The 22,152-nt window shown below is 49.4% G+C and carries 23 protein-coding genes; 9 read left to right on the top strand and 14 right to left on the bottom strand.

The genetic code is table 11. The annotated features are described in order from the left end of the window. Positions 1–157 precede the first annotated feature (157 nt). From rsmG to QN395_RS11650, 4 genes are all read right to left on the bottom strand, one after another. The gene (rsmG, locus tag QN395_RS11665; protein ID WP_322120630.1) at positions 158–802 is read right to left on the bottom strand and encodes a 16S rRNA (guanine(527)-N(7))-methyltransferase RsmG; all 645 of its coding nucleotides are present in this window, start codon (positions 800–802) and stop codon (positions 158–160) included. Continuing rightward, on the bottom strand, positions 799–2,751 hold the full coding sequence (mnmG, locus tag QN395_RS11660; protein WP_322120631.1) for a tRNA uridine-5-carboxymethylaminomethyl(34) synthesis enzyme MnmG: 1,953 nt from the start codon (positions 2,749–2,751) through the stop codon (positions 799–801). Before mnmG ends, rsmG begins: the two co-directional genes overlap by 4 nt. Before the next feature lie 159 nt (positions 2,752–2,910). Further along, complete coding sequence (locus QN395_RS11655; RefSeq protein WP_323492059.1) at positions 2,911–3,846, bottom strand: hypothetical protein; 936 nt, start codon at positions 3,844–3,846, stop codon at positions 2,911–2,913. A 112-nt stretch (positions 3,847–3,958) separates the two neighbouring features. Continuing rightward, positions 3,959–4,720 (bottom strand): sulfite exporter TauE/SafE family protein, encoded by a 762-nt coding sequence (locus QN395_RS11650; RefSeq protein ID WP_322120633.1) that lies wholly within the window; start codon positions 4,718–4,720, stop codon positions 3,959–3,961. 191 nt (positions 4,721–4,911) lie between these two features. Between QN395_RS11650 and QN395_RS11645 the strand changes: the two genes are divergently transcribed. Beyond that, entirely contained in the window at positions 4,912–6,069 is a 1,158-nt protein-coding gene (locus QN395_RS11645) for an iron-containing alcohol dehydrogenase (RefSeq protein ID WP_322120634.1), read from the top strand. 91 nt (positions 6,070–6,160) lie between these two features. Here QN395_RS11645 and QN395_RS11640 read toward each other — a convergent pair whose 3' ends face one another. The 10 genes from QN395_RS11640 to QN395_RS11595 all read right to left on the bottom strand — a co-directional run bounded on the left by QN395_RS11640 (position 6,161) and on the right by QN395_RS11595 (position 17,312). Beyond that, positions 6,161–6,484: an AzlD domain-containing protein gene (locus QN395_RS11640; protein ID WP_322120635.1), complete on the bottom strand. Its 324-nt coding sequence runs from the start codon at positions 6,482–6,484 to the stop codon at positions 6,161–6,163. Further along, positions 6,481–7,218: an AzlC family ABC transporter permease gene (locus QN395_RS11635; RefSeq protein WP_322120636.1), complete on the bottom strand. Its 738-nt coding sequence runs from the start codon at positions 7,216–7,218 to the stop codon at positions 6,481–6,483. Before QN395_RS11635 ends, QN395_RS11640 begins: the two co-directional genes overlap by 4 nt. A 314-nt stretch (positions 7,219–7,532) precedes the next feature. Then, complete coding sequence (locus tag QN395_RS11630) at positions 7,533–8,513, bottom strand: branched-chain amino acid ABC transporter permease (protein WP_323492060.1); 981 nt, start codon at positions 8,511–8,513, stop codon at positions 7,533–7,535. A gap of 19 nt (positions 8,514–8,532) precedes the next feature. Next, positions 8,533–9,417, bottom strand: a complete 885-nt coding sequence (locus QN395_RS11625; RefSeq protein ID WP_323492061.1) for a branched-chain amino acid ABC transporter permease — start codon at positions 9,415–9,417, stop codon at positions 8,533–8,535. Between the two features lie 106 nt (positions 9,418–9,523). Further along, complete coding sequence (locus tag QN395_RS11620) at positions 9,524–10,735, bottom strand: ABC transporter substrate-binding protein (protein ID WP_322120639.1); 1,212 nt, start codon at positions 10,733–10,735, stop codon at positions 9,524–9,526. 136 nt (positions 10,736–10,871) lie between these two features. Further along, on the bottom strand, positions 10,872–11,633 hold the full coding sequence (locus QN395_RS11615) for an ABC transporter ATP-binding protein (RefSeq protein ID WP_322120640.1): 762 nt from the start codon (positions 11,631–11,633) through the stop codon (positions 10,872–10,874). Next, the gene (locus QN395_RS11610) at positions 11,630–12,427 is read right to left on the bottom strand and encodes an ABC transporter ATP-binding protein (protein ID WP_322120641.1); all 798 of its coding nucleotides are present in this window, start codon (positions 12,425–12,427) and stop codon (positions 11,630–11,632) included. Before QN395_RS11610 ends, QN395_RS11615 begins: the two co-directional genes overlap by 4 nt. 247 nt (positions 12,428–12,674) lie before the next feature. Further along, complete coding sequence (locus QN395_RS11605; protein WP_323492062.1) at positions 12,675–14,312, bottom strand: GMC family oxidoreductase; 1,638 nt, start codon at positions 14,310–14,312, stop codon at positions 12,675–12,677. Positions 14,313–14,386: 74 nt separating this feature from the next. After that, on the bottom strand, positions 14,387–15,532 hold the full coding sequence (locus tag QN395_RS11600; protein WP_323492063.1) for an NAD(P)H-dependent flavin oxidoreductase: 1,146 nt from the start codon (positions 15,530–15,532) through the stop codon (positions 14,387–14,389). 250 nt (positions 15,533–15,782) lie between these two features. Continuing rightward, positions 15,783–17,312 (bottom strand): CoA-acylating methylmalonate-semialdehyde dehydrogenase, encoded by a 1,530-nt coding sequence (locus QN395_RS11595; RefSeq protein WP_323492064.1) that lies wholly within the window; start codon positions 17,310–17,312, stop codon positions 15,783–15,785. A gap of 225 nt (positions 17,313–17,537) precedes the next feature. Here QN395_RS11595 and QN395_RS11590 point away from each other — a divergent pair, with 225 nt between their 5' ends. The 8 genes from QN395_RS11590 to QN395_RS11555 all read left to right on the top strand — a co-directional run bounded on the left by QN395_RS11590 (position 17,538) and on the right by QN395_RS11555 (position 22,149). Next, entirely contained in the window at positions 17,538–18,428 is an 891-nt protein-coding gene (locus tag QN395_RS11590; protein ID WP_323492065.1) for a LysR family transcriptional regulator, read from the top strand. A gap of 370 nt (positions 18,429–18,798) precedes the next feature. Then, positions 18,799–19,362 carry a hypothetical protein gene (locus QN395_RS11585; RefSeq protein ID WP_323492066.1) on the top strand — a complete coding sequence of 188 codons (564 nt, stop codon included), beginning with the start codon at positions 18,799–18,801 and terminating at the stop codon, positions 19,360–19,362. 21 nt (positions 19,363–19,383) lie between these two features. Next, the gene (locus QN395_RS11580; RefSeq protein WP_323492067.1) at positions 19,384–19,575 is read left to right on the top strand and encodes a hypothetical protein; all 192 of its coding nucleotides are present in this window, start codon (positions 19,384–19,386) and stop codon (positions 19,573–19,575) included. Next, complete coding sequence (locus tag QN395_RS11575) at positions 19,575–19,862, top strand: hypothetical protein (protein ID WP_323492068.1); 288 nt, start codon at positions 19,575–19,577, stop codon at positions 19,860–19,862. The genes QN395_RS11580 and QN395_RS11575 overlap by 1 nt, the downstream gene beginning before the upstream one ends. A 79-nt stretch (positions 19,863–19,941) precedes the next feature. After that, positions 19,942–20,409, top strand: coding sequence for an FKBP-type peptidyl-prolyl cis-trans isomerase (locus tag QN395_RS11570; RefSeq protein WP_323492069.1), 468 nt, complete (start codon positions 19,942–19,944; stop codon positions 20,407–20,409). Between the two features lie 31 nt (positions 20,410–20,440). Then, positions 20,441–20,956: a M48 family metallopeptidase gene (locus tag QN395_RS11565; RefSeq protein ID WP_323492070.1), complete on the top strand. Its 516-nt coding sequence runs from the start codon at positions 20,441–20,443 to the stop codon at positions 20,954–20,956. Positions 20,957–20,961: 5 nt separating this feature from the next. After that, entirely contained in the window at positions 20,962–21,279 is a 318-nt protein-coding gene (locus QN395_RS11560) for an antibiotic biosynthesis monooxygenase (RefSeq protein ID WP_323492071.1), read from the top strand. Positions 21,280–21,399: 120 nt separating this feature from the next. Further along, the gene (locus QN395_RS11555) at positions 21,400–22,149 is read left to right on the top strand and encodes a hypothetical protein (protein WP_323492072.1); all 750 of its coding nucleotides are present in this window, start codon (positions 21,400–21,402) and stop codon (positions 22,147–22,149) included. Positions 22,150–22,152: the final 3 nt, after the last annotated feature.

The following is a 22,152-nucleotide window of genomic DNA, read 5'->3' as shown; positions in this document are numbered from 1 at the left end:
ATCGTCCAATGATTATCTAGAAAAATAAATATACTCATGTGGAGTATATATTTAAACAAAACAAAATCCGCTTTGCTTCAATTGGTGTCGCTGCGTTTGTAATACTTATTTACGTAACTTATTGACGCAGCTTACTGACATACTCAATTACGTGAATTCATTGTCGCTTAATAAACACCAGATGACGTTCAGCATCCATGCCCGGAACTGACAAAGCTTGTAGCGACTGGACTTGCCATCCTTCTGGCATACGCTCGATCTCCTGATCCGGCGCAACGCCCTTCATGGCGATGAATTGCCCGCCCTCTGCCAACAAATGTCCCGACCAGTTAATGAAATTGCATAGCTCAGAAAAAGCACGCGAGGTAATCACATCAAACTTCTCTGTCACCGCCAAGGTCTCCACTCTGCCGGTATGGACAGTGACATTTTTTAAGCCTAATTCGGTTTTCGCCTGAGTCAAAAACGCGGTCTTTTTGCTGACCGTATCGATCATGGAAATTCGAATCGCAGGATAAGTAATCGCCAATATCATGCCGGGCAAACCGCCGCCAGCACCGACATCTAGGACATTTTTGGCGTCTTTAAAAGCAGGTGCAGCTGACAAGGAATCCAGCACATGCTGCTTTACCATTTCTTTAGGGTCGCGAATCGACGTCAAGTTATAGACCGAATTCCACTTCGATAACAATGCCAGATAAGCAATCATCTGATCGATCTGTGCATCGTCCAGTGACAAGGGCAAAGCCTTTATTCCCTCAGCCAAACTAGCGCGCAAGCTTGCTGCATCAAACCCGCTCATTCGCCATCACCTGTTTCTACCGCAACAGCTAATTCGGGCGCAGCAGTAAACTCTTTAAAACCACGTTTTTTCATATGCACCAGTAGCAAGGAAATCGCCGCTGGTGTCACGCCAGAAACACGACCGCACTGCCCTAGGGTTTCTGGCCGATGCTTATTCAGCTTTTGCTTCACTTCTACCGACAGACCGTTGACTTCTAAATAATCGAAGTCGTCTGGCATTTTGAGATTTTCAAAATACGCATGGCGCTCAACTTCTTTAGCCTGCCTGTCAATATAGCCAGAATATTTGACCTGGATTTCGACCTGCTCTTTTACCGCGTCGTCTTGCACACCAGGCCCAGCAAGTTGTTGACCATCAGCACCTTGCATGGTCATCAAAGATTCATACGTCACATGTGGGCGGCGCAATAAATCGGCCAGAGAATATTCACGCTCCAAGGCTTTACCCACAATACGCTCGGCCTCAACGTCCGCCAAAATACGTGGATTCACCCAGGTCGAACGCAGTCTTTCCATTTCACGTGAAACAGCCTCACGCTTTTGCTCGAACATTGCCCATTGCGCATCGCTAACGCAACCAAGCTGACGACCGATTTCGGTCAGACGCATATCGGCATTATCTTCACGCAAACTCAGGCGGAATTCGGCACGGCTAGTGAACATGCGGTAAGGTTCTTGCACACCCTTGGTAATCAGATCATCGACCAAGACACCGAGATAGGCTTCATCACGACGCGGCACCCAGGCATCACGGCCTTGGGTCAACAATGCCGCGTTCAATCCCGCCAACATACCTTGCGCTGCCGCTTCTTCGTAACCGGTAGTGCCGTTAATTTGTCCGGCAAAAAACAAGCCCTTAATTGAACGTGTCTCTAGGGAGGTTTTTAATCCTCGCGGGTCGAAATAATCGTATTCAATCGCATAACCTGGACGCAGGATATAAGCGTCCTCCATACCTCGCATAGAACGCACCAAATCTAGCTGCACGTCAAAAGGCAAACTGGTAGAAATTCCGTTCGGATAATATTCATTGGTAGTCAGACCTTCTGGCTCCAAAAAAATCTGGTGTGATTCTTTGCTGGCAAAACGATGGATCTTGTCTTCAATCGAGGGGCAATAGCGCGGACCGACTCCTTCAATCACGCCGGTATACATAGGACTACGATCAAGTCCGGCACGAATAATATCGTGAGTGCGTTCGTTGGTATGGGTAATCCAGCACGGCATTTGACGTGGATGCATGCCGCCATTTCCCATTACGGAAAAAACGGGAATAGGATTAAGATCACCTGGCTGTTCTTGCATCACTGAGAAATTAATACTGCGACCATCGATACGCGGCGGCGTACCAGTTTTCAAACGACCTTGCGGCAAGGCGAGTTCTTTTAAGCGGGTCGATAAAGAGATCGCAGGAGGATCACCGGCACGTCCTGCCGAATAATTATTCAGGCCAACGTGGATCTTCCCATCAAGGAAAGTACCTGCGGTCAACACAACAGACCGGCTACGAAACTGAATACCAACCTGTGTTACGGCACCAACGACACGGTCGCCCTCTACCATTAAGTCATCTACTGCTTGCTGAAACAGCCAGAGGTTAGGCTGATTTTCCAGGCGGCTGCGGATCGCTTGCTTGTACAAAATACGGTCAGCTTGCGCTCTGGTCGCGCGTACTGCCGGACCTTTGGACGAATTTAGAATGCGGAATTGGATACCAGCCTCATCGGTGGCAATCGCCATCGCGCCGCCCATGGCATCCACTTCCTTGACCAAGTGTCCTTTTCCTATGCCACCTATTGAAGGATTACACGACATCTGGCCGAGCGTTTCAATATTATGCGAAAGCAAAAGCGTTTTCTGCCCCATGCGCGCGGAGGCAAGTGCGGCCTCAGTACCAGCATGGCCGCCGCCAACTACGATCACATCGAATTCTTTAGGATAAAACATAGGATATTTCTACTTTTGGATTTCTTGGAGAGGCACGATTATAGAGGGTTTTTGATGAAAAACTGTGCTACAGGATAATTTCAATAGCCAATATTAGGATGTTTCACGTGAAACACGTCGTCTCACGCGTGAAACTTATACGCGCAAAACACCGAAAGCTTAACTAAGAAATTTAATCAATACGGGAACAATAGCCAAAATAACCCCTAAAATCAGCAAAGCTAAAGAATATCGAGAATCCAGATAGTCCGCCAAGGACTTTTTCTTCTTTATCCTAGACGTCTTGGTCGGCTTTGGCTCAGGGAACTTTTGGATTACTTTCGTCCGATTTTTCACTTCAGACTGTGACGCATCTAAATTCTTTAATAAAATATTAGGCTTTATGCCTAGCTCAGATTCAAATTTCAAAACTGGCTTATTTGATGATGCAACCGCAGTCAAAGTTACTGGCGTCGCTGATGGAGTAACCAAATCAACAGATTTCACTACTTGGTTCGTAGCGAGCACTGGACTCATCCCTTCAGGTGGCAATAAAGGCAAATAGAAATCAACCTGCATGTTTTCTTTTATCACAGGTACATCAATTATCTTAACTACTTTATCTTTAGTATAAATAACAGGTTCTTCCAAGCGATCGATCGTATTGAGAATCAAACTAGGATAAGGATCCACAGGAATAACAGGCTCAGCCTCCTCAACATCATCGACCACATCACCATTAATCAAACCATTCGCACGCAATACGCTATCACTCAACTCCTCTTCAGGCTGAAATGCCAATAAGGAGACAGGATCAGAATCCTCCTGGCGCAAGAAACGATCCATTGCATCAGCTTCGACAAAATCAGGAACCTGATTATCCAACGGAAACATTACTTCATACAGCAAGCCCTTATCAGACAGGCTACGCAAGGCACGGTCAAAACGCTCCTTTACAAGACTCTTTAGCTTTACACGCAGCTGCGCATACGAACTAACGCCGTCGACAATGATTAACACCAGGCGTTCGCTCTGCGTCAATCCATGTCTTTTGTCACGAATTTCTGCTCTACCTAAATCTGTTCGCTGAAATATCGCTATAACTTGATATGCCACGTCCGTCCCTTTTTTTGTTCTGTTTCACGTGAAACAAATTTAGTATTATTTAATTGGCTACGTTACTTTCGGACATATGCATCAAAACATATGCTGAACCTCAAAATTACCGCTACTTGATAAAGCCGTCGTAAGTGGTTTTGCAAATCAGCACCAAAACTACGACCAAAAACACTTTCCGGACGAAACCACTGCCATATTTGATTGCCATCCGGCTACCCGACAATGATCCTAACACTCCGCAAACCGCCATGGCTAACCCTGTCTGCCAAATAACGTGTCCGCTGTAACCAAACCACAACAGAGCTGCCGCATTGCACGCAACATTAATAATTTTGGCGACTGCAGATGCGCTCAAGAAGTCGTATCCAAAAAAACGGACGAATAAAAACATTAAAAAGCTACCGGTACCAGGACCGAAAAAACCATCATAAAACCCGATACCGCCACCGACTAACATTGCCATCCAAAGTTCTTTGTTATGCGCAAAAGTGGGAGCATGGTTGCTGCCGAAGTCTTTTTTCTTAAATGTGTAAACCGCGACGGCGATCAAAATAAACGGTAAGGCTTTACGTAAATAAGTGGGCGGTATGTGAGTAACAGTAAAAGCGCCCAAAAATGCCAGAAAAAAAGCTGTGAACGCCGCAGGTAAAACCATAGCCCAACGCACCTTCACCGCTTTCGCATAATTTCTCGCCGCGACTGTCGTTCCCCAAATACCTGCTAATTTATTGGTCCCCAACAAGGTTGCCGGCGCAACATTTGGCATCACTGAAAATAAGGCTGGTACTTGTATCAAACCACCACCGCCTACTACCGCATCAACTAAACCAGCAAAATAAGCGGCGCAAGCAAGTATGAATATGTCTGTCATGTTATTAATTTTATGGGAAAAGTGAAGCAAATCAGCAAGGACAACAATCGCTCATAAAAGCGAAAATCAAACTGTTACACTTAGATTTAGCGCCCGGCAAATCCCGACGCAGAGCTTATAACGTTGAAATCTATTCAGCCTGACAGCATAGCAAGACTTGCTACAATAAGGATTACAAGGAGAGCCAGAACATGAATAATTTTGATTTTCGTACCGTACCCTACATCATCAGCCAGATTGGTGCGGCTAAACAATTAGGCGATATCGTCAAACAGCATTATCCAGAGATAAAACGAGTGCTCATTGTCACAGATGCTGGTTTTCTTAAGACGGGTCTGATTGCTCCGGCAATAGCGAACCTAGAACAGCACCAATGCCATGTCAGCGTTTTCTCGGATGTCATTGCCGATCCGCCAGAAGCCATAGTGCACCAGGCGGTAGCCAATGCAAAACAACAAGAGATAGAGCTGGTGGTCGGTTTTGGTGGCGGTAGTTCAATGGATGTCGCAAAACTGATCGCGGTTTTATCAGGCAGTGATCAACCGCTAAGCAGCATGTACGGCATCGGCAATGTCAGAGGCAAACGCCTGCCTCTAATATTGATACCAACCACTGCAGGGACAGGATCCGAAGTCACGCCAATCTCTATCGTCACCACAGGCGCAACGACCAAAATGGGTGTGGTGTCGCCACAGTTATATGCCGACATCGCTATCCTTGACGCTGAGCTCACCGTTGGCCTACCACCAAAAATCACAGCGGCCACCGGAATTGACGCGATGGTGCACGCGATCGAAGCCTATACCACCAAGCACAAGAAAAATGCCTTGTCCGATATGCTAGCGCGCCAGGCTTTAAGTTTGCTCTGGACGAATATTGACGAAGCCTGCACCAATGGCAGCAATCTCGCGGCCAGACAAGCCATGTTGCTAGGCGCGATGCTGGCGGGACAATGCTTTGCGAACGCGCCGTGCGCAGCAGTACATGCACTGGCCTACCCGATTGGCGGCATCTTTCATGTACCGCATGGATTATCCAATTCGCTGGTACTGCCGCACGTCTTACGCTTTAATGCACCGACCGCTGCAGGGCAATATGCAGAACTCGCCAGCATCATCGCACCAACTGCACAAGGTAGTGAAGAAGCCCGCAGCAATGCCTTGATCGCCGCCATGGAGGCACTCGCCAACCGGGTCGGGATCGAAACCCAACTCAGACAAGTCGGCGTCACTGAGAAGGATCTGGATCAACTGGCCAGCGACGCGATGTTGCAGACGCGGCTATTGGGGAATAATCCAAGAGAAGTATCACGGGAAGATGCGCGGGCAATTTACGCCGCCGCTTTATAGGAACTTAAGACGGTGCAAAACGATGTACTCATTGGGACATCGTTTTGAAACCGCTGACCATATTATTACTGAACAGAGTGTTAGAAATTCCCTAGAAACTACCAGCCAACTGCCAGCCAAAAAACACCAGCAAACCGATAAAAATCGTCGGTAACTGGCGGCGCGTTGCTACACAAACGACGATGGCAGCAAGCGCGCCGATCAGTTGTGGATTACGCCAATTTAATTCCAAACCCTGCCCATGTGGCGACAAAACCATCGGGACAATAATCGCTGTGAGAACAGTGACGGGGACAAAGCCCAAGGCTTTTTTTAGCAATGGAGAAAATACCACCCTGTCCCCCATCACAAAAATAATCGCTTTAATCAGGCAAGTAATCACCGCCATACCGATAATAATCAAGGTGATATTCATACCTTCTCCGCGCTGGTATTTTTATTGCCGGTCTTGTTAGCCGACCAGTGGGACGCTAGCAAACCAATGCTAACGCCCACCGCAATGGCCACCAGCAGGCCCAACTTGTACGGCAAATCTTGCAGCAGATAAGCCGCAGTACCAGCAGCAAGCGCCGCAACAAAATGCGGCAAGCGAACTAGCTGCGGAACAATAATCGCAATAAAAGTCGCCACCATCGCAAAGTCCAGACCCAAGGTTTGCAATTGCGGGAAAATCGCTCCAAACAACAAGCCCACCAAAGTCCAGCACTGCCAATTACCATACATCGCCAAACCCGAACCCAGAAAGTACCAATGCCCCAATTGCGTATTCGGATGTTCCCGGTAATAGCGATCCACCACGGCGAAGGTTTCATCCGTCAGCAAACATCCCAATAACCAGCGCCAGCCTTTCGACAGATGACGTACATGCGGCAACAAAGTTGCAGCGTACAACATATGCCGCAAGTTGACGATAAAAGTCGCGAGCCAGATCACCAGAAAACCAGTATGGCTGGCGATCAAACCGACCGCAATAAACTGACTCGACCCTGCAAACACAGCAAGCGACATCAACTGCCCTTGCCATGCATGCATCTGCGCAGTAGCGACCAACGCACCAAAAATCATACCAAATGGCGCAGCGCCCAACAGCATTGGAATGGTGTCGCGTGCGCCTGCGGTAAAACTGGCTAAGGGGGTGGGATGTGGCATAAGGAATTTCTTTTTTAGAGACTTGGCATCTTAAACTTATCAGACAAAGCGCGCTGCTACTTTAGCAAAGCTTGAATTTCAAATCCCCATTTGTCCGAGTATCTGAACCCCGGACTAGTCATATCGTAGCTACACACTTAATACATACTCTCACTATGTATATATTAAGTGTCCATATATATCCTAGACAGTACGGCATATTATAAAAAATAACGGGGGAGTATGTGAATATCAGCTTAGGATCGGCACAAAAAAAGCCCCGTATATCATCGGGGCTTTTTCTTTCGGCTATTCCGCACTCAACTCAACTTAATTTAACTGACTTTCGCCTTACCCGAGCGCGCCAGCCATGCTCCCAGTTCTCCGACGATACCGCGCCGGAATGCTAGCACGCAAATGATGAAGATCAAGCCAGTGACAATCGTGACCGAATCGCCGATAGAGCGAAACCATTCTATCGTAGTCGCATTTGCCAGCCACTCACCGAGGTCGCCTAACTTGTTTTCTAAAGCGATGATGATCACTGCGCCGACGATAGGGCCCACCAAGGTGCCTAAACCGCCCACCAGCGTCATTAATACGACCAAGCCCGACATAGTCCAATGTACGTCCGTCAGCGTCTCAAAACCCTGTACCAGCGTATTTGTCGCGCCTGCCAGTCCAGACAATGCGGCGGAGAGGACAAATGCCAGCAACTTGTATTTATCGACGTCGAAACCCAGCGACACCGCGCGTGGCTCGTTCTCTTTTACGGCTTTCAACACCTGCCCAAACGGCGAGCTGATCGTGCGCACGATGATGACAAAGCCGCCAATAGCAATCGCCAGTACGAGGTAATACAGTCTGAGGTCAGAACTCAAATCAATAAAGCCTAATAGCTGTCCGCGCGGTACGCCTTGCAAGCCATCCTCGCCACCGGTGAACTTGGCTTGTAAGAAGACGAAGTACAACATCTGCGCCAGCGCCAATGTAATCATCGTGAAGTAAATACCCTGCCGGCGAATCGCCAGACTGCCCATCACCAAACCGATCAGAGCCGCACCCGCTGTCGCCAATAGCAAACCCGCCTCGACCGGCAATCCAGCAATCTTTAACAGCCAGCCCGCCATATACCCTGCGCCACCGAAAAAGGCCGCGTGACCGAACGAGAGCAAACCCGTGAATCCGATCAATAAATTGAACGCACAGGCAAACAAGGCGAAGCACAATAACTTCATCAAGAACACGGGGTAGACGACAAAGGGTGCGGCCAGCAAAAGTACAAAAGCCAAACTGTAGCCAATTTTTTTATTCATTATGCGTTTAGCTCCTCAATCATTTCTCTTTGCCGAACAAACCGGCAGGCCGGATCATCAGCACAATCGCCATCACGATAAACACCACGGTGGCAGACAGTTCGGGATAAAACACGCGGGTCAAACCTTCGATCACACCCAAGCCCAGACCAGTGAGAATAGAACCCAGGATCGAGCCCATGCCACCAATCACGACAACGGCAAACACAGTGATAATCAGATTCGATCCCATCAAGGGTGAAACCTGAATCACAGGTGCTGCCAGTACGCCAGCAAAGGCAGCCAGTGCTACGCCGAAGCCGTAAGTCAAAGTGACCATCAACGGTACATTTACGCCAAAGGCCTCAACCAGTTTCGGGTTCTCGGTACCAGCACGCAGGTAAGCACCTAACTTGGTTTTTTCAATCACAAACCAGGTAGCGAAACAGACGACTAGCGACGCCAACACCACCCAGGCGCGATAATTCGGCAAAATCATAAAACCCAGATCAGTCGCTCCTGCCAGCGCATCAGGAACAGAATACGGCTGACCAGACACGCCATAAAACGAGCGGAACAAACCTTCCAGCAACAGGGTCAGGCCAAAGGTCAACAGCAGGCCATACAGATGATCTAACTTGTATAACCAGCGCAACATCGTTTTTTCGATCACGACACCAAACAGGCCAACTAACAAAGGGGCGACAATCAGCATGACCCAGTAATTAATCCCGAAGTAATTCATGCCCATCCAGGCCAGAAAAGCACCCATCATGTACAAAGCCCCGTGAGCAAAATTGATCACGTTTAACAGACCAAAAATCACGGCCAGACCGAGTGACAACATGGCGTAAAAAGAACCATTCACCAATCCCAGCAACAGTTGGCTCAGCATCGCTTGCAGCGGTATACCAAATATTTCCATGGCATTCAGAAAAAGATGCCCAAAAGGGCAAGAGTGAAATCGGTAAGAAGCGCTGACTAGTCAGTCAGCGCCTCACGATTGAAGCTGATTATTGTTTATTTCAAACTTATTTCCAGGCAGTGCACTTACTTTCTGCTTTGGTCGTAAATGCCTGGTCACCAGGGATTGTCTGCACCACTTTGTAGTAATCCCATGGATACTTGGAATCAGCCTGCGCTTTTACCTGCATCAGATACATGTCATGAATCATGCTGCCATCACCGCGGATCGATCCGTTTTTAGCGTACATATCGTTAATCTTAGTCGCACGCATTTTGGCCAATACTTTGTCAGTATCGTCCGAGCCCGCCGCTTTTACCGCGTTCAGATATTGGATCGTGGCGGAATAATCAGCTGCTTGTAGACTGGAAGGCATTTTTTTCATTTTGCCAAAATAACGACGCGCCCAAGTACGAGTCTCTTCGTTTGAATCCCAGTACCAGCTATCCGTCAGATACATGCCTTGCGTTGCCTTCAATGTCAGCGAATGGACATCATTGATAAACATCAGCAGACCAGCCAATTTCATCGTTTTAGTAATACCAAACTCGTTCGCAGCTTTAATCGCATTGATCGTATCGCCACCGGCATTTGCTAAGCCCAGAATTTGGGCTTTAGACGCCTGTGCTTGCAATAAAAAAGAAGAGAAATCCGATGCCGACAAAGGATGACGAACCGCACCAACCACAGTGCCGCCGCTGGCTTTGACCACGGCAGTGGTATCACCTTCCAGCGATGCACCGAAGGCGTAATCAGCGGTCAGGAAGAACCAGCTTTTACCACCCTGTTTAACCACCGCAGAGCCCGTACCTTTGGCCAGCGCGACGGTGTCATACGCATAGTGAATCGTGTACGGCGTGCATTCTTCATTGGTCAGACGAGCTGTGCCGCCGCCGATGGAGATCAAAGGTTTTTTCTTTTCCAGTGCGACTTTCGACATCGCCAAATTAGTGCCAGAGTTAGTACCTGCGATCAGCATGTCGACGCCATCACGGTCAAACCATTCACGTGCTTTGCTCGCTGCGATATCGGCTTTGTTTTGGTGATCAGCGGTGACCAGCTCAATCTTTTTACCTAATACGGTACCGCCGAAATCAGCAATCGCCATCTTGATCGCTTCTACACCGCCTGGGCCGTCGATATCAGAATACAAACCCGATAAGTCCGTAATAAAACCAATCTTGACTGTATCACCAGAAATCTGGGCAGACGCGGTACCTGACAGACTTGCCATTGCCGCAGAAACTGCCAGTGCTGCTATTTTGAATTTTGTTTTCATGTGTCTTCACCAATCATTTTTTTTAAATTTATACCCGAATATTTGAATCCGACAGTATCCATTTTCGAGCACTAACAACTACCAGCAAAATCACTACCACATCACCAAAAATACAACTTAAAACACAGATTAAAATTTACACACCCAGCAATTCGTTTAAGACTGACATCTTCTCTTTCAGCTCTGAGGCGGCAAATGTCTCGACAATCTGTCCATGCTCCATCACATAAAAACGATCTGCGAGCGGCGCGGCAAAGCGGAAGTTCTGTTCAACCATGACAATCGTATAACCCTTCGCCTTCAGCGTTGTAATCATACGAGCCAAGGCTTGCACAATCACAGGTGCCAAACCTTCAGAAATCTCATCCAGCAACAGCAGGCGTGCGCCCGTGCGCAAGATACGTGCAACTGCCAGCATCTGTTGTTCACCACCAGACAAGCGCGTACCCTGACTGGTTTTACGCTCCGCCAGATTAGGGAACATCTCATAAATCTCGGCAATCGACATCCCCTGGTCTTTGCTCGACACGGAAGGCGGCAGCATCAGGTTCTCTTCAGTGGATAACGAAGAAAAAATCCCCCGCTCTTCCGGACAATAACCAACGCCCAGATGCGCTACTTTATAAATTGGTAAATGAATCGCTTCAACGCCATTGATTTTGATCGAGCCTTTGCGTGCGCCGGTCAGGCCCATGATTGCGCGCATTGTCGTCGTACGGCCTGCGCCATTGCGACCTAACAAGGTAACGACCTCACCCGGATTTACGACCAAGTTCACATCATGCAGAATATGTGACTCGCCATACCAAGCTTGTAAATTGCTGATTTGCAGTGCCGGTGTGATTGCGGGATTGCTTGTCTTGGAAGACGCAGCAGTAGTTGCAGTAGCGGTCGTCATGCGTGCGCTCCTTCCAGTTCGCCAGCAGTGCTGCCCGCGGTGCTACCCGCACTACTACCCATATACGCTTCCATCACTTTTGGATTTTTTGATACTTCGTCGTAACTACCTTCTGCCAACATCGCACCGCGCTGAAGAACAGAAATTTTGTCACAGATACCGGATACGACACTCATGTTGTGTTCCACCATCAGAATGGTGCGACCGGCAGAAACTTTTTTGATGAGCTCGGTGACACGATGCACGTCTTCATGTCCCATACCTTGAGTCGGCTCGTCCAGCAGCATCATTTCCGGTTCCATCGCCAAGGTAGTCGCGATCTCCAGCGCGCGCTTACGACCGTATGGCAAATCCACCGTAATCGTATCGGCAAATTCGGTCAGATCGACCTGCGCCAGCAACTCCATTGCCTTATCGTTCAAACGTGACAAACTGCCGCCGCTTTTCCAAAAATGAAAGGACGTCCCAAGATTGCGCTGCAAACCAATGCGCACGTTTTCCATCACGCTTAAGTGCGGGAAGACAGCAGAAATCTGGAATGAGCGAATAATGCCCTGACGCGCAATTTGCGCCGGTCTAGCGGAGGTGATGTCACGACCGTTGAACAAGATCTGACCCGATGTCGGCACCAGAAATTTGGTCAATAAGTTAAAACAGGTTGTCTTGCCAGCACCGTTGGGGCCGATCAATGCATGAATGTGTCCACGCTGCACTTGCAGGTTTACATCACTCACGGCGGTAAATCCCTTGAACTCTTTGGTCAAGTGCTTTGTCTCTAGGATGACATTAGTCATCTGGTCTCCTTGTTGCCTGCGTAGTTTCGTTACGAACTTTTGCGTGACATCCCTTCCGGCTATTATATGAATTGGTTCCAGAGGGCATTTTTATTGTTTTTGGATAGTACACATCGCTGTAAGATTTCAACAATACGGTATAACTACTATACGTAGTAACCGCGGTGAATTTTAACAACAGCGCCAAACATTAAAACACATAAACTGGTTAAAAAAGTGTCTAAAACACGACGCTATTTAATGCTAACTACGAACTCTTTTTAGCATGCTCCGCAACGATCATCGCCGCCGCTTTTTCCGCAATCATCATAGTCGGCGAGTTGGTATTGCCAGAAGTAATCGTCGGCATAATAGACGCATCCACTACCCGCAGACCGCGCACGCCGAACACTCGTAGCTCACTATCTACTACCGCATTATTATCGTCCTCGCGTCCCATTTTACAAGTCCCCACAGGATGAAAAATCGTGGTGCCGATGTCACCCGCTGCACTGGCGAGTTCTTCCTCAGTACGGAACTGAGCACCCGGCTTCATTTCTTCTGGCAGGTATTTTTGCAATGCAGGCGCAGCGACAATTTTGCGGGTCAACGTGAGTGAGTCAGCCGCAATCTTTCTGTCTTCCGGCGTACTCAAATAATTGGGTGTAATTTTAGGTGCAACCAGCGGATCAGCACTGGCTATCCGCACATGGCCGCGCGAAGTAGGGCGCAAGTTACAGACGCTGGCGGTAAAAGCTGGAAATGAATGCAGAGGATCGCCAAATTTTTCCAGCGTCAATGGTTGCACATGATATTGCAGATTCGGGCTGAGCTGAGTGTCATCTGAGCGGGTAAAAGCGCCCAGCTGCGATGGCGCCATCGACATCGGTCCGCTTTGCTTCAACAGATATTCCAATCCTATGCTCGTCTTACCTAGCCAACTATTGGCCATCATATTCAGGGTTTTTGCGCCGCTGATTTTAAAGGCGGACCGAATCTGTAAATGATCCTGCAAGTTTTCTCCCACACCCGGCAAGTCATGCACGACCGTCACGCCGACTTGTTGTAAATGCGCCGCATTGCCGATGCCGGACTGCTGCAAGATTGCGGGCGAACCAATTGCGCCCGCCGATAAAATCGTCTCACGGGTGGATTCTGCCGACCACTCTTTACCGCCACCGACGAATTCGACGCCAGTACAAACCTTACCATTTTCGGTTGTGGTGATCTTCAAGCGCTTTACCTGGCAACCAGTCATGATGGTCAGATTACCGCGTCCAGATGCAGGCTTCAAAAACGCCTTAGACGCATTCCAGCGCACGCCGCGCTTTTGATTCACATCAAAGTAACCGCAGCCGTCGTTGTCGCCACGATTAAAATCGTCTGACTTAGGAATCCCGACTTGCGACGCCGCCTCGCGGAAGGCATCCAGAATTTCCCAGGACAACCTTTGCTTTTCTACCCGCCACTCGCCACCGGCTCCGTGCATCGCAGTCGCACCACCGTAATGGTCTTCGCTTTGTTTAAATAGGGGCAAGACATGTTCCCAGCGCCAACTCGCATCGCCGCTAAGCTCCGACCAGCGCTGATAATCCTGCTCTTGCCCGCGCATATAAATCATGCCGTTAATCGATGAGCAACCACCCAACACTTTACCGCGGGGATAAATCAAGCTGCGACCATTCAAGCCAGGCTCGGCCTCGGTGCGAAACATCCAGTCAGTGCGTGGATTGTTGATGCAGTAAAGGTAGCCGACCGGAATATGAATCCAGATGTAATCGTCTTTACCACCGGCCTCCAACAGCAGCACTTCTTTGTTTTGATCACGTGATAAACGATTGGCCAGCACGCAACCTGCCGAACCTGCGCCGATAATGATGTAGTCGTATGTGCCTGCTGAGTCCATAAAGTAAGTGGTGTTTTCTGATGTAAGGTGATCTGGCTTAAAGTGGTTTATTTTGTAGATGGCGCTGGTGGAGATCAGCCGGTTCCACCCATTACTCGCGCAGGCATTGCGGCAAGCATTTTTGTATTCATTTCCGCATGCAGTTCTTCCAACAAGACACGCATTAACTCCGCCGCAGGCATACCGCGCGCCCGGTGAACGCCTTGGCCCGCCCATAGCGACATCAGGCCGGTATCGTTGGTCTTGCCCGCATGCGCTCGGATGCTGGCAGTCAGTGCATTTTGTACAGGATATGCAGGTACTTGCGCGGCGACATCCTGCATGATTTGCATAAAACGGTTATCCAGACCGCGTGCCATCCGCCCTGTAAAAGCGCGGGTCTGGCGGGTGGCATCTGCCTTTTTGTTTGAGCTAGTGTTTACGCTCGTGCTTACAGTCGTACTTTTGCCAACCTCCAGCAGTTTCTGTTTATACGCAGGATGAATCCCAGACTCATGCGTAACCAAAAAAGCAGTTCCCATCTGTACTGCATTTGCCCCAGTGGTTAAGGCAGCAGCGATATCAGCACCGGCCATTACATTTCCGGCCACGATGATAGGTATTTGCAAGTGCGGCTTCGCTTGCACAAGTAATTCCATGGTGGTCAGCGTGGCATCTTCCTGCGCGCCGATGAAAGTACCGCGATGGCCGCCGGCCTCTGTTCCAGACAAGCAAACCGCATCGGCACCCAAGCTTTGCCAGGCCAGCGCTTCTTGCACATTGGTTGCGGTACCAATCACGGCAATCCCCGCTTCATGCAAACGAAGCAGATGCGAGGGCTGCAAAATATCAAAAGTAAAACTAGCCACCGCAGGACGCGCAATAATCAAGGCTTGCAATTGCGCTTCAAAATCTTCGCACCAACGCGCCGGCAGGGGCAGTTTGTCCCAGCCAAATTCAGACCAGATCGGCTTTAACAACTCGCTGGCGCAGGCGATCTCTTGCTCCGATGGCGTCGGCGTGTCTTGCACAAACAAATTGATGGCGAAAGGTCGGTCGGTTCGTTGCCGTATCAGCTCGGCATGCTCGATAATCGCCACGGGTGACAACATGCCGCCCGCCAACGAACCCAAGCCCCCAGCATTGGATACGGCTGCTACCAGATCAGGAGTAGAAGCACCGCCCGCCATCGGCCCCTGAATGATTGGATGGGGGAAAATCGCTTGTAGTTTAAAACTCACGCCAGTCTCCTTGCGTCACTCTTATTTTTATATACTGGTGAAGAGTATCAATATCACATAGCCTATTGTCCAATGATTCTCTAGACGATTAGGATTTTAATAGTGATACTCCCTAAAAAATCAATCTAAGAAGTTCGAAAACCATTTAATCGGGATGCAGCGCTAGGCGCAAAACGTAGCAATACTTCTGTAATGCGAGGCTTTGCAACAACGCGATGCGCCCGATTATGTGGTTTATTGAACTTCCCTTTTATTTTGCTACCGGCATAGTAAATTCTGCCCCTTTGGCTATGCTGTCAGCCCAGCGCTGCATGATCGATTTGTAGCGAGTATAGAAGCGGATACCTTCTTCGCCATAGGCATGCTGATCGCCAAACAACGAGCGCTTCCAGCCACCAAAAGAATGCCACGCCATCGGCACTGGAATCGGTACGTTAATGCCCACCATCCCCACCTGAATCCTGCGTGAAAATTCACGCGCCGTGTTGCCGTCCGAAGTGAACAGCGACACGCCGTTGCCAAACTCGTGACGGTTAATCAGCTCAACAGCGCTGGCAAAATCCGGTACCCGCACCACGCACAACACGGGTCCAAAAATCTCTTCACGATGAATTTTCATGCCCTCTTTGACATGATCAAACAGCGTGCCGCCGAGGAAGAAACCACCTTCATGTCCCGGCACCGTCAGGCCGCGACCGTCGACCAACATCGTTGCCCCTTCGGCGATACCATCAGCAATATAGCCTTCAATTTTTGCCTTATGGATTGCCGTCACGACCGGTCCCATTTCCGCATCGGCTTCCATGCCGTTTTTGACGATCAGTGCCTTCACACGCGGGACTAAAGCATCAACCAGTTTGTCCGCCACGTCACCCACGGCGACCGCGACAGAAATCGCCATGCAGCGTTCACCGGCCGAGCCATAAGCCGCGCCCATCAAGGCGTCTACCGCCTGATCGAGGTTCGCGTCCGGCATGACAACCAAATGATTTTTTGCCCCGCCCAGCGCTTGCACCCGCTTACCCATACGCGTGCCTTCGCTATAAATATATTCTGCAATCGGGGTCGATCCGACGAAGGAAATGGCCGACACATCGGGATGCTGCAACAAGCCATCAACCGCCAGTTTGTCTCCCTGCAGTACGTTGAAAACACCATCCGGCAAACCCGCTTGCTTGAGTAAATCGGCGATCAACAAAGAACAGGACGGGTCGCGTTCCGACGGCTTTAAAATAAAGGTATTGCCAGTCGCAATCGCCAGCGGCGCCATCCACATTGGTACCATGAAAGGGAAGTTAAACGGCGTAATCCCGGCAGTCACGCCCAGAGGCTGACGCAAGTTGTAGTTGTCGATACCGCCGCCGATGTTGTCGGAGAATTGCGTCTTCAAGAGTTGTGGCATACCGCAGGCAAATTCCACGATCTCTATCCCACGCGTCACTTCACCCATCGCATCCGACAGCACCTTGCCGTGCTCTTGCGTGATTAAAGTGGCAAGTTGCGTATGGTACTGATCCAGCAATTGCTTAAACTTAAACATCACCCTTGCCCGCTTCAAAGGCGCGGTCTCGGCCCAACCCGGTGCCGCCGCTTTGGCAGCAGCAACGGCAGCGTTCACGTCGTCCATCGTTGCCAGTGCCACCTTGGCAGTCACCGCGCCCGTCGCCGGATTAAACACGTCTTGCCAACGCTCACCGCTAGAGTGATGCAGACCGCCGTGAATAAAATGCGTGACCGGAGTAATAGCGGCAGCGGAGGCCGGAGAATTCAAAGCAGACATAAGCAAACCTTTGAGGTAATGATGAAAATCAGGACGTACGCAAAATTGTCCCGGCAAGGCGTAGCGACGACGACAGTACTTTAGTACGGCTAGGCGCTGCAACGCAGCTGGGGCGATTTTGCATACGTCCTGTAAAGTGCATAGAGACTAACTCTATGGAATGCGAGAATCCAATGAGTTATTATCAAGCGCAATATAAGCAATACTAATAATGAGGAAGCTACTGTGGACATCACTCAACTCAAAGCCTTCGTCACCGTCGCCAAAGAGGGCAACCTGACGCGAGCAGCAGAACGGCTGCATGTCACACAGCCAGCAGTCAGCCTTCAGATCAAATCCTTGCAACAAAGTCTGGGCTTGCAATTACTCAGCCGTAGCGCCAATGGCATGACGTTAAGTAACGACGGCGCAAAGTTGCTGGCGCATGCCGAACGGGTGCTGGCGAGCATGGCAGAATTTAAACAGGCTGCCGACAGTCTGCATTCCACCCTGTCCGGTGAGCTGGCAATTGGCACCATTCTCGATCCGGAATTCACCCGTCTCGGCGTGTTCCTCAAGCGGTTGGTCGAAACGTATCCCCAGCTTTCCACCAAATTACAACACGGCATGTCCGGCTCCATGTTGCAGCAACTGCGCGCTGGCACACTGGACGTCGGCTTTTATCTGGGGCAAGCACCGGACGACGGCAAAACCCGTTATCACACACTCAGCCTGACTAGCTTCACCTACCGTGTTGTCGCCCCCAGCGGCTGGAAAAAAAGGGTCGCAGGCAAAGACTGGGCCGCGCTGGCGCAGTTGCCCTGGATATGGACACCGCCGGAATCGGCCCACAACCGTCTGCTCACCAAAGTTTTTGCCGAGCACCACATCACGCCCAACAAAGTCGCATTGGTCGATCAGGAACCCTCGATGCTAGACCTAGTCAAGTCCGGCGTTGGCCTGAGCTTGCTGCGTGACTCCGTCGCCATCCGGGAAGCCCACGCCCACGGACTAGTCATCGCCGATGCCGTCAGCCTATCGACCGAACTGACTTTTGTCTGCCTGGAAAAGCGACAAAACGAAGCCAGCATCGCCGCTGTGTTCGCGCTGCTGAAATTGTGCTGGGGTCTGGAGTAGGGGTCAACATCAGCATTGGCAGGAGAATTTTGTAACGCACTCCATCAGACGCCGCCAAATGACACCAGTACAAAGAGGAAAAATCATATACTCCCCTAATTTTTTGTAAAAAAACATCTATCATCCAATGATTATATGGACACTCAACATATACACAGTGTGAGTATATTTATTCATACTGTGTTGGTCTGAAGCAAATTTGCCACAAATTAGCGTGTTGACGCGGGCTGGTATTACAGAGCTTCTTGCGCCCAAACCTGCAAGCGTTTAGACTCGTTCGACGCGGTCATTAATAGTGCCGCGTTGTCATTTAGCTGCGACATGCGTTGTTATTTCAGCTACTACTCCAGCCTCCCGATCAGGAAGTCATGTGTTTAAATCGAATGTGATTCACTGCACCCGCATATGTAGTCCGCTTATAAGCCTGGTTTCATGCCTACTGATCAGCTTCAGCATCAGCCTGCCCCAGCAAGCGCATGCAGAAACCATACGACTTTACATCCAAGAATACGCACCGTTCACCCACACCGATCCCAAAACTAACGAGGTCAAAGGCTCGTTGACCGATAGAGTCATCGAAATCATGCGCCGTGCTGGCGAAAAACCAATACTCATCAGTACCTCGTTGGCACGCGGTTATCAGGCAGCACTGACCGAAAAGAATACCTGCCTGTTTGGCTTTCGCCGGACGGCAGAGCGCGAACCGCTATTTAAATGGGTGGGTCCGCTGACCTCCGATGCATGGGTTTTATATGCCAAAAAGCCCGAATCGCGTAATTTAAAAACTTTTGAAGACGCCAAACCCTATAGCATCGGCACTTACAAAAATGCCGCCACTGGCTTGGAACTGAAAGAACAAGGATACAAAATTGAATTTGCCTCCCAAGACGAAGACAATCCTCGCCTGTTGGTCAACGGCAGGATTGATTACTGAATCGTATCGGAACAACACGGTATGAGTATCGCGCAGCAACAAGGCTATTGGGACGATATCGAACGTGCCATCAAATGGCGCAATATTGAACTTTACATGCTCTGCAATGCCAAAATAGACCAACGTCGCATCGATAAATTTAATGCGATTAATAAAGAGATAGATAACGACGGAACCATGGACAAATTTCAACGTAAATACGGAGCCAGATAATGGCAAGCTTACGTTCCACGCGCGCTGCCACAGCAGTGATGCGACTAAAAGACCGCAGCAATAATGCGCCCTATTCCATGGTCAGCACCGCTAACGGACGGTTCTATTTATCCCTCGCCAATGAAAGCAACACGCCAGAAAAACTGAACGAACCTTTAGAGCTTGATGCCTTTGTCGCCTTCGTGAATAGCGTTCAAAAGCAAGCGCCCAAAAAAGCCAGCAAACTCGATATCGCGTTTGAAGCAAAGCTACGTAACAAACTAGGATCAACATCAGAACCTAGCTAAACCAGACATCACCACATCTGCATCTAAATAGTCCCTTTTTTTAAATCGTCCTCATTTAAACCAGACAGAAAGTTCCGACATGACATCTCGCTTATTTGCTATCAACTTCGCCATCGTCATCAGCGCCGCGTTGACCTGCGCAGCAGCACCTGCGGTATTCGCACAGTCCAGCACGGGCACACCCGCGACTGCGCCAGCAGCACGTTTAACATTGCAAAAAATCGATAACGTGGTCGGTACTGGTAAAGAAGCGCTCGGTGGCAGCACTGTCACCGTTCATTACAGTGGCTGGCTATACGACCCAAAAGCCGTCAAGCAACACGGTCAGATGTTTGACAGCTCGGTTGGCAGCAGTCCTTTCAGTTTCCCTCTGGGCGCTGGTCGTGTCATTAAAGGCTGGGATCTCGGCGTGGCGGGTATGAAAGTCGGCGGCAAACGCACCATCATTATTCCGCAAGATTTGGGCTATGGCTCACGCGGTGCTGGTGGTCGTATTCCCCCGTTCGCCGACCTAATTTTTGATGTGGAACTGCTAGACGTTCAATAAATCATACCGCCTGTATTGATGTGATCGACTAATGCAAAAGCAAGAACTCAACTATTTACAAGCTTATCCTCAACCGATACAGGATCAAGTTAAGCTATTAATCGAGCGCCAGCAATTGGCAGGAGTTCTGCAAAACAAATACGCCCGTGCGCATCAGATTCGTACCGACAAGGCCTTGTACCAATATGTGCAAGATGTCAAAAGTACGTTTCTGCGCAATGGCGAGCAAATCAGTAAAGTCTGCTTTGACAGCAAAATCAAAGTCATCCAGCACGCGCTAGGACAGCACACGTTTATCTCACGCGTGCAAGGCAACAAACTCAGATCCAAACACGAGATTCGCATCGCTACTCTGTTTAAACAAGTGCCAGAAGAGTTTCTCAAAATGATCGTCGTACACGAGCTTGCCCATCTCAAAGAAAAAGACCATAACAAAGCCTTCTATCAACTCTGCATGCATATGGAACCGCAATATCACCAGTACGAACTAGATTTGCGCTTATACATGACGCAGATCGATACCTTCGGTGGAGAGGTCTGGAGCTAAGCAATATGAGCAATATCGCCAACACACCCAAGCCACCCTACTACGCCGTGATCTTCACCTCCAACCGCACGGAAGGCGACGACGGTTATAGCGACATGGCCGATAATATGTTGGCGCTGGCAGCACAACAGCCCGGATTTTTAGGTGTCGAGTCCGCCCGCGAAGAGGTCGGGATTACTGTTTCATACTGGGCGGATTTGCAATCGATCAAACAATGGAAAGCCCAAGCGGATCATTTGCAAGCACAAAAAATCGGCAAAGAAAAATGGTACTCCTCGTACAAGACGCGGATTAGCAAAGTGGAATTTGATTACGGGATATGAGCAACTTGCATTAGAAAAAGAATTGAACTGATTTGAACATTGGTACAATTCCAAGTTTAATTTTTTTACCTCATTTTTCTTCTTCACGCACCCCATTCTCTTCATCCCACAGGAGCAAACATGCCGTTTCTTGGTATTGGTTTACATGTTTTAGTCGCGCTGTTTTTTGCTGTGCATGCGATCCGTTCTGGCCAACAAATCTACTGGCTGCTAATTCTCTTTTCTTTCCCACTGCTTGGCAGTATCGTGTACTTTTTTGCGATCTACATGCCAAACTCACGACTCGAGTTTGGTGCAAAAAAAGCAGTCGCAGTAGCAGCAAAAACACTCGATCCGACCCGAGAACTGCGCGAAGCACGTAATGCCTTTGAGTACACCCCAACCGCACAAAACCAAATGCGTCTGGCATTGGCCTTATTAGAGGCCGGCAATGCTGAAGAAGCTGCGACCAATTACGAAGCCTGCCTGAAAGGACCTTTTGCTGCCGATCTGGAAATCAAATACTGCGCCGCCCGTGCACTCACCGAGAGTGGCCGCCATGCTACAGCGATCAGCCATCTGGAAGATATTCGCAACAAAGATAATAATTTCCGCCCCGCCCAAGTCAGCCTGCTACTCGCCCGCGCATTCGCCGGAGCTGGCCGCAACGCGGATGCGACATCAGAATTTGAGCTGGCAATGAGCCGCTTCGGCAGTTTTGAGATACAGGCAGAATATGCAATTTGGGCCTACAGCACAGGTGATCAAGCTACTGCAAAAAAATTGCAAGCCGATATAGATCAAACGATGAAGCGCTGGAATCGCCATACCAGAGATATCCATCAGTCTTTGGTAAGGCGCTTGAATGCGGCTAAAGGCAACAATGGGTAATTG

Source organism: Undibacterium sp. RTI2.2, assembly GCF_035018705.1.
In the GTDB taxonomy this organism is placed as follows: Bacteria; Pseudomonadota; Gammaproteobacteria; order Burkholderiales; family Burkholderiaceae_D; genus Undibacterium.
Note: the sequence above shows the minus strand (reverse complement) of the source record. Positions and strands in the feature narration are given on the sequence as shown.

What these genes read in the sequence shown, in the direction of transcription:
- QN395_RS11610 (WP_322120641.1), bottom strand. Translation starts at nt 12,427, where the DNA reads ATGACTAATGTCATCCTAGAGACAAAGCACTTGACCAAAGAGTTCAAG.
- QN395_RS11570 (WP_323492069.1), top strand. Translation starts at nt 19,942, where the DNA reads ATGACATCTCGCTTATTTGCTATCAACTTCGCCATCGTCATCAGCGCC.
- QN395_RS11620 (WP_322120639.1), bottom strand. Translation starts at nt 10,735, where the DNA reads ATGAAAACAAAATTCAAAATAGCAGCACTGGCAGTTTCTGCGGCAATG.
- QN395_RS11555 (WP_323492072.1), top strand. Translation starts at nt 21,400, where the DNA reads ATGCCGTTTCTTGGTATTGGTTTACATGTTTTAGTCGCGCTGTTTTTT.
- mnmG (WP_322120631.1), bottom strand. Translation starts at nt 2,751, where the DNA reads ATGTTTTATCCTAAAGAATTCGATGTGATCGTAGTTGGCGGCGGCCAT.
- QN395_RS11645 (WP_322120634.1), top strand. Translation starts at nt 4,912, where the DNA reads ATGAATAATTTTGATTTTCGTACCGTACCCTACATCATCAGCCAGATT.
- QN395_RS11605 (WP_323492062.1), bottom strand. Translation starts at nt 14,312, where the DNA reads ATGGACTCAGCAGGCACATACGACTACATCATTATCGGCGCAGGTTCG.
- QN395_RS11560 (WP_323492071.1), top strand. Translation starts at nt 20,962, where the DNA reads ATGAGCAATATCGCCAACACACCCAAGCCACCCTACTACGCCGTGATC.
- QN395_RS11625 (WP_323492061.1), bottom strand. Translation starts at nt 9,417, where the DNA reads ATGGAAATATTTGGTATACCGCTGCAAGCGATGCTGAGCCAACTGTTG.
- rsmG (WP_322120630.1), bottom strand. Translation starts at nt 802, where the DNA reads ATGAGCGGGTTTGATGCAGCAAGCTTGCGCGCTAGTTTGGCTGAGGGA.
- QN395_RS11565 (WP_323492070.1), top strand. Translation starts at nt 20,441, where the DNA reads ATGCAAAAGCAAGAACTCAACTATTTACAAGCTTATCCTCAACCGATA.
- QN395_RS11635 (WP_322120636.1), bottom strand. Translation starts at nt 7,218, where the DNA reads ATGCCACATCCCACCCCCTTAGCCAGTTTTACCGCAGGCGCACGCGAC.
- QN395_RS11595 (WP_323492064.1), bottom strand. Translation starts at nt 17,312, where the DNA reads ATGTCTGCTTTGAATTCTCCGGCCTCCGCTGCCGCTATTACTCCGGTC.
- QN395_RS11575 (WP_323492068.1), top strand. Translation starts at nt 19,575, where the DNA reads ATGGCAAGCTTACGTTCCACGCGCGCTGCCACAGCAGTGATGCGACTA.
- QN395_RS11650 (WP_322120633.1), bottom strand. Translation starts at nt 4,720, where the DNA reads ATGACAGACATATTCATACTTGCTTGCGCCGCTTATTTTGCTGGTTTA.
- QN395_RS11640 (WP_322120635.1), bottom strand. Translation starts at nt 6,484, where the DNA reads ATGAATATCACCTTGATTATTATCGGTATGGCGGTGATTACTTGCCTG.
- QN395_RS11580 (WP_323492067.1), top strand. Translation starts at nt 19,384, where the DNA reads ATGAGTATCGCGCAGCAACAAGGCTATTGGGACGATATCGAACGTGCC.
- QN395_RS11630 (WP_323492060.1), bottom strand. Translation starts at nt 8,513, where the DNA reads ATGAATAAAAAAATTGGCTACAGTTTGGCTTTTGTACTTTTGCTGGCC.
- QN395_RS11615 (WP_322120640.1), bottom strand. Translation starts at nt 11,633, where the DNA reads ATGACGACCGCTACTGCAACTACTGCTGCGTCTTCCAAGACAAGCAAT.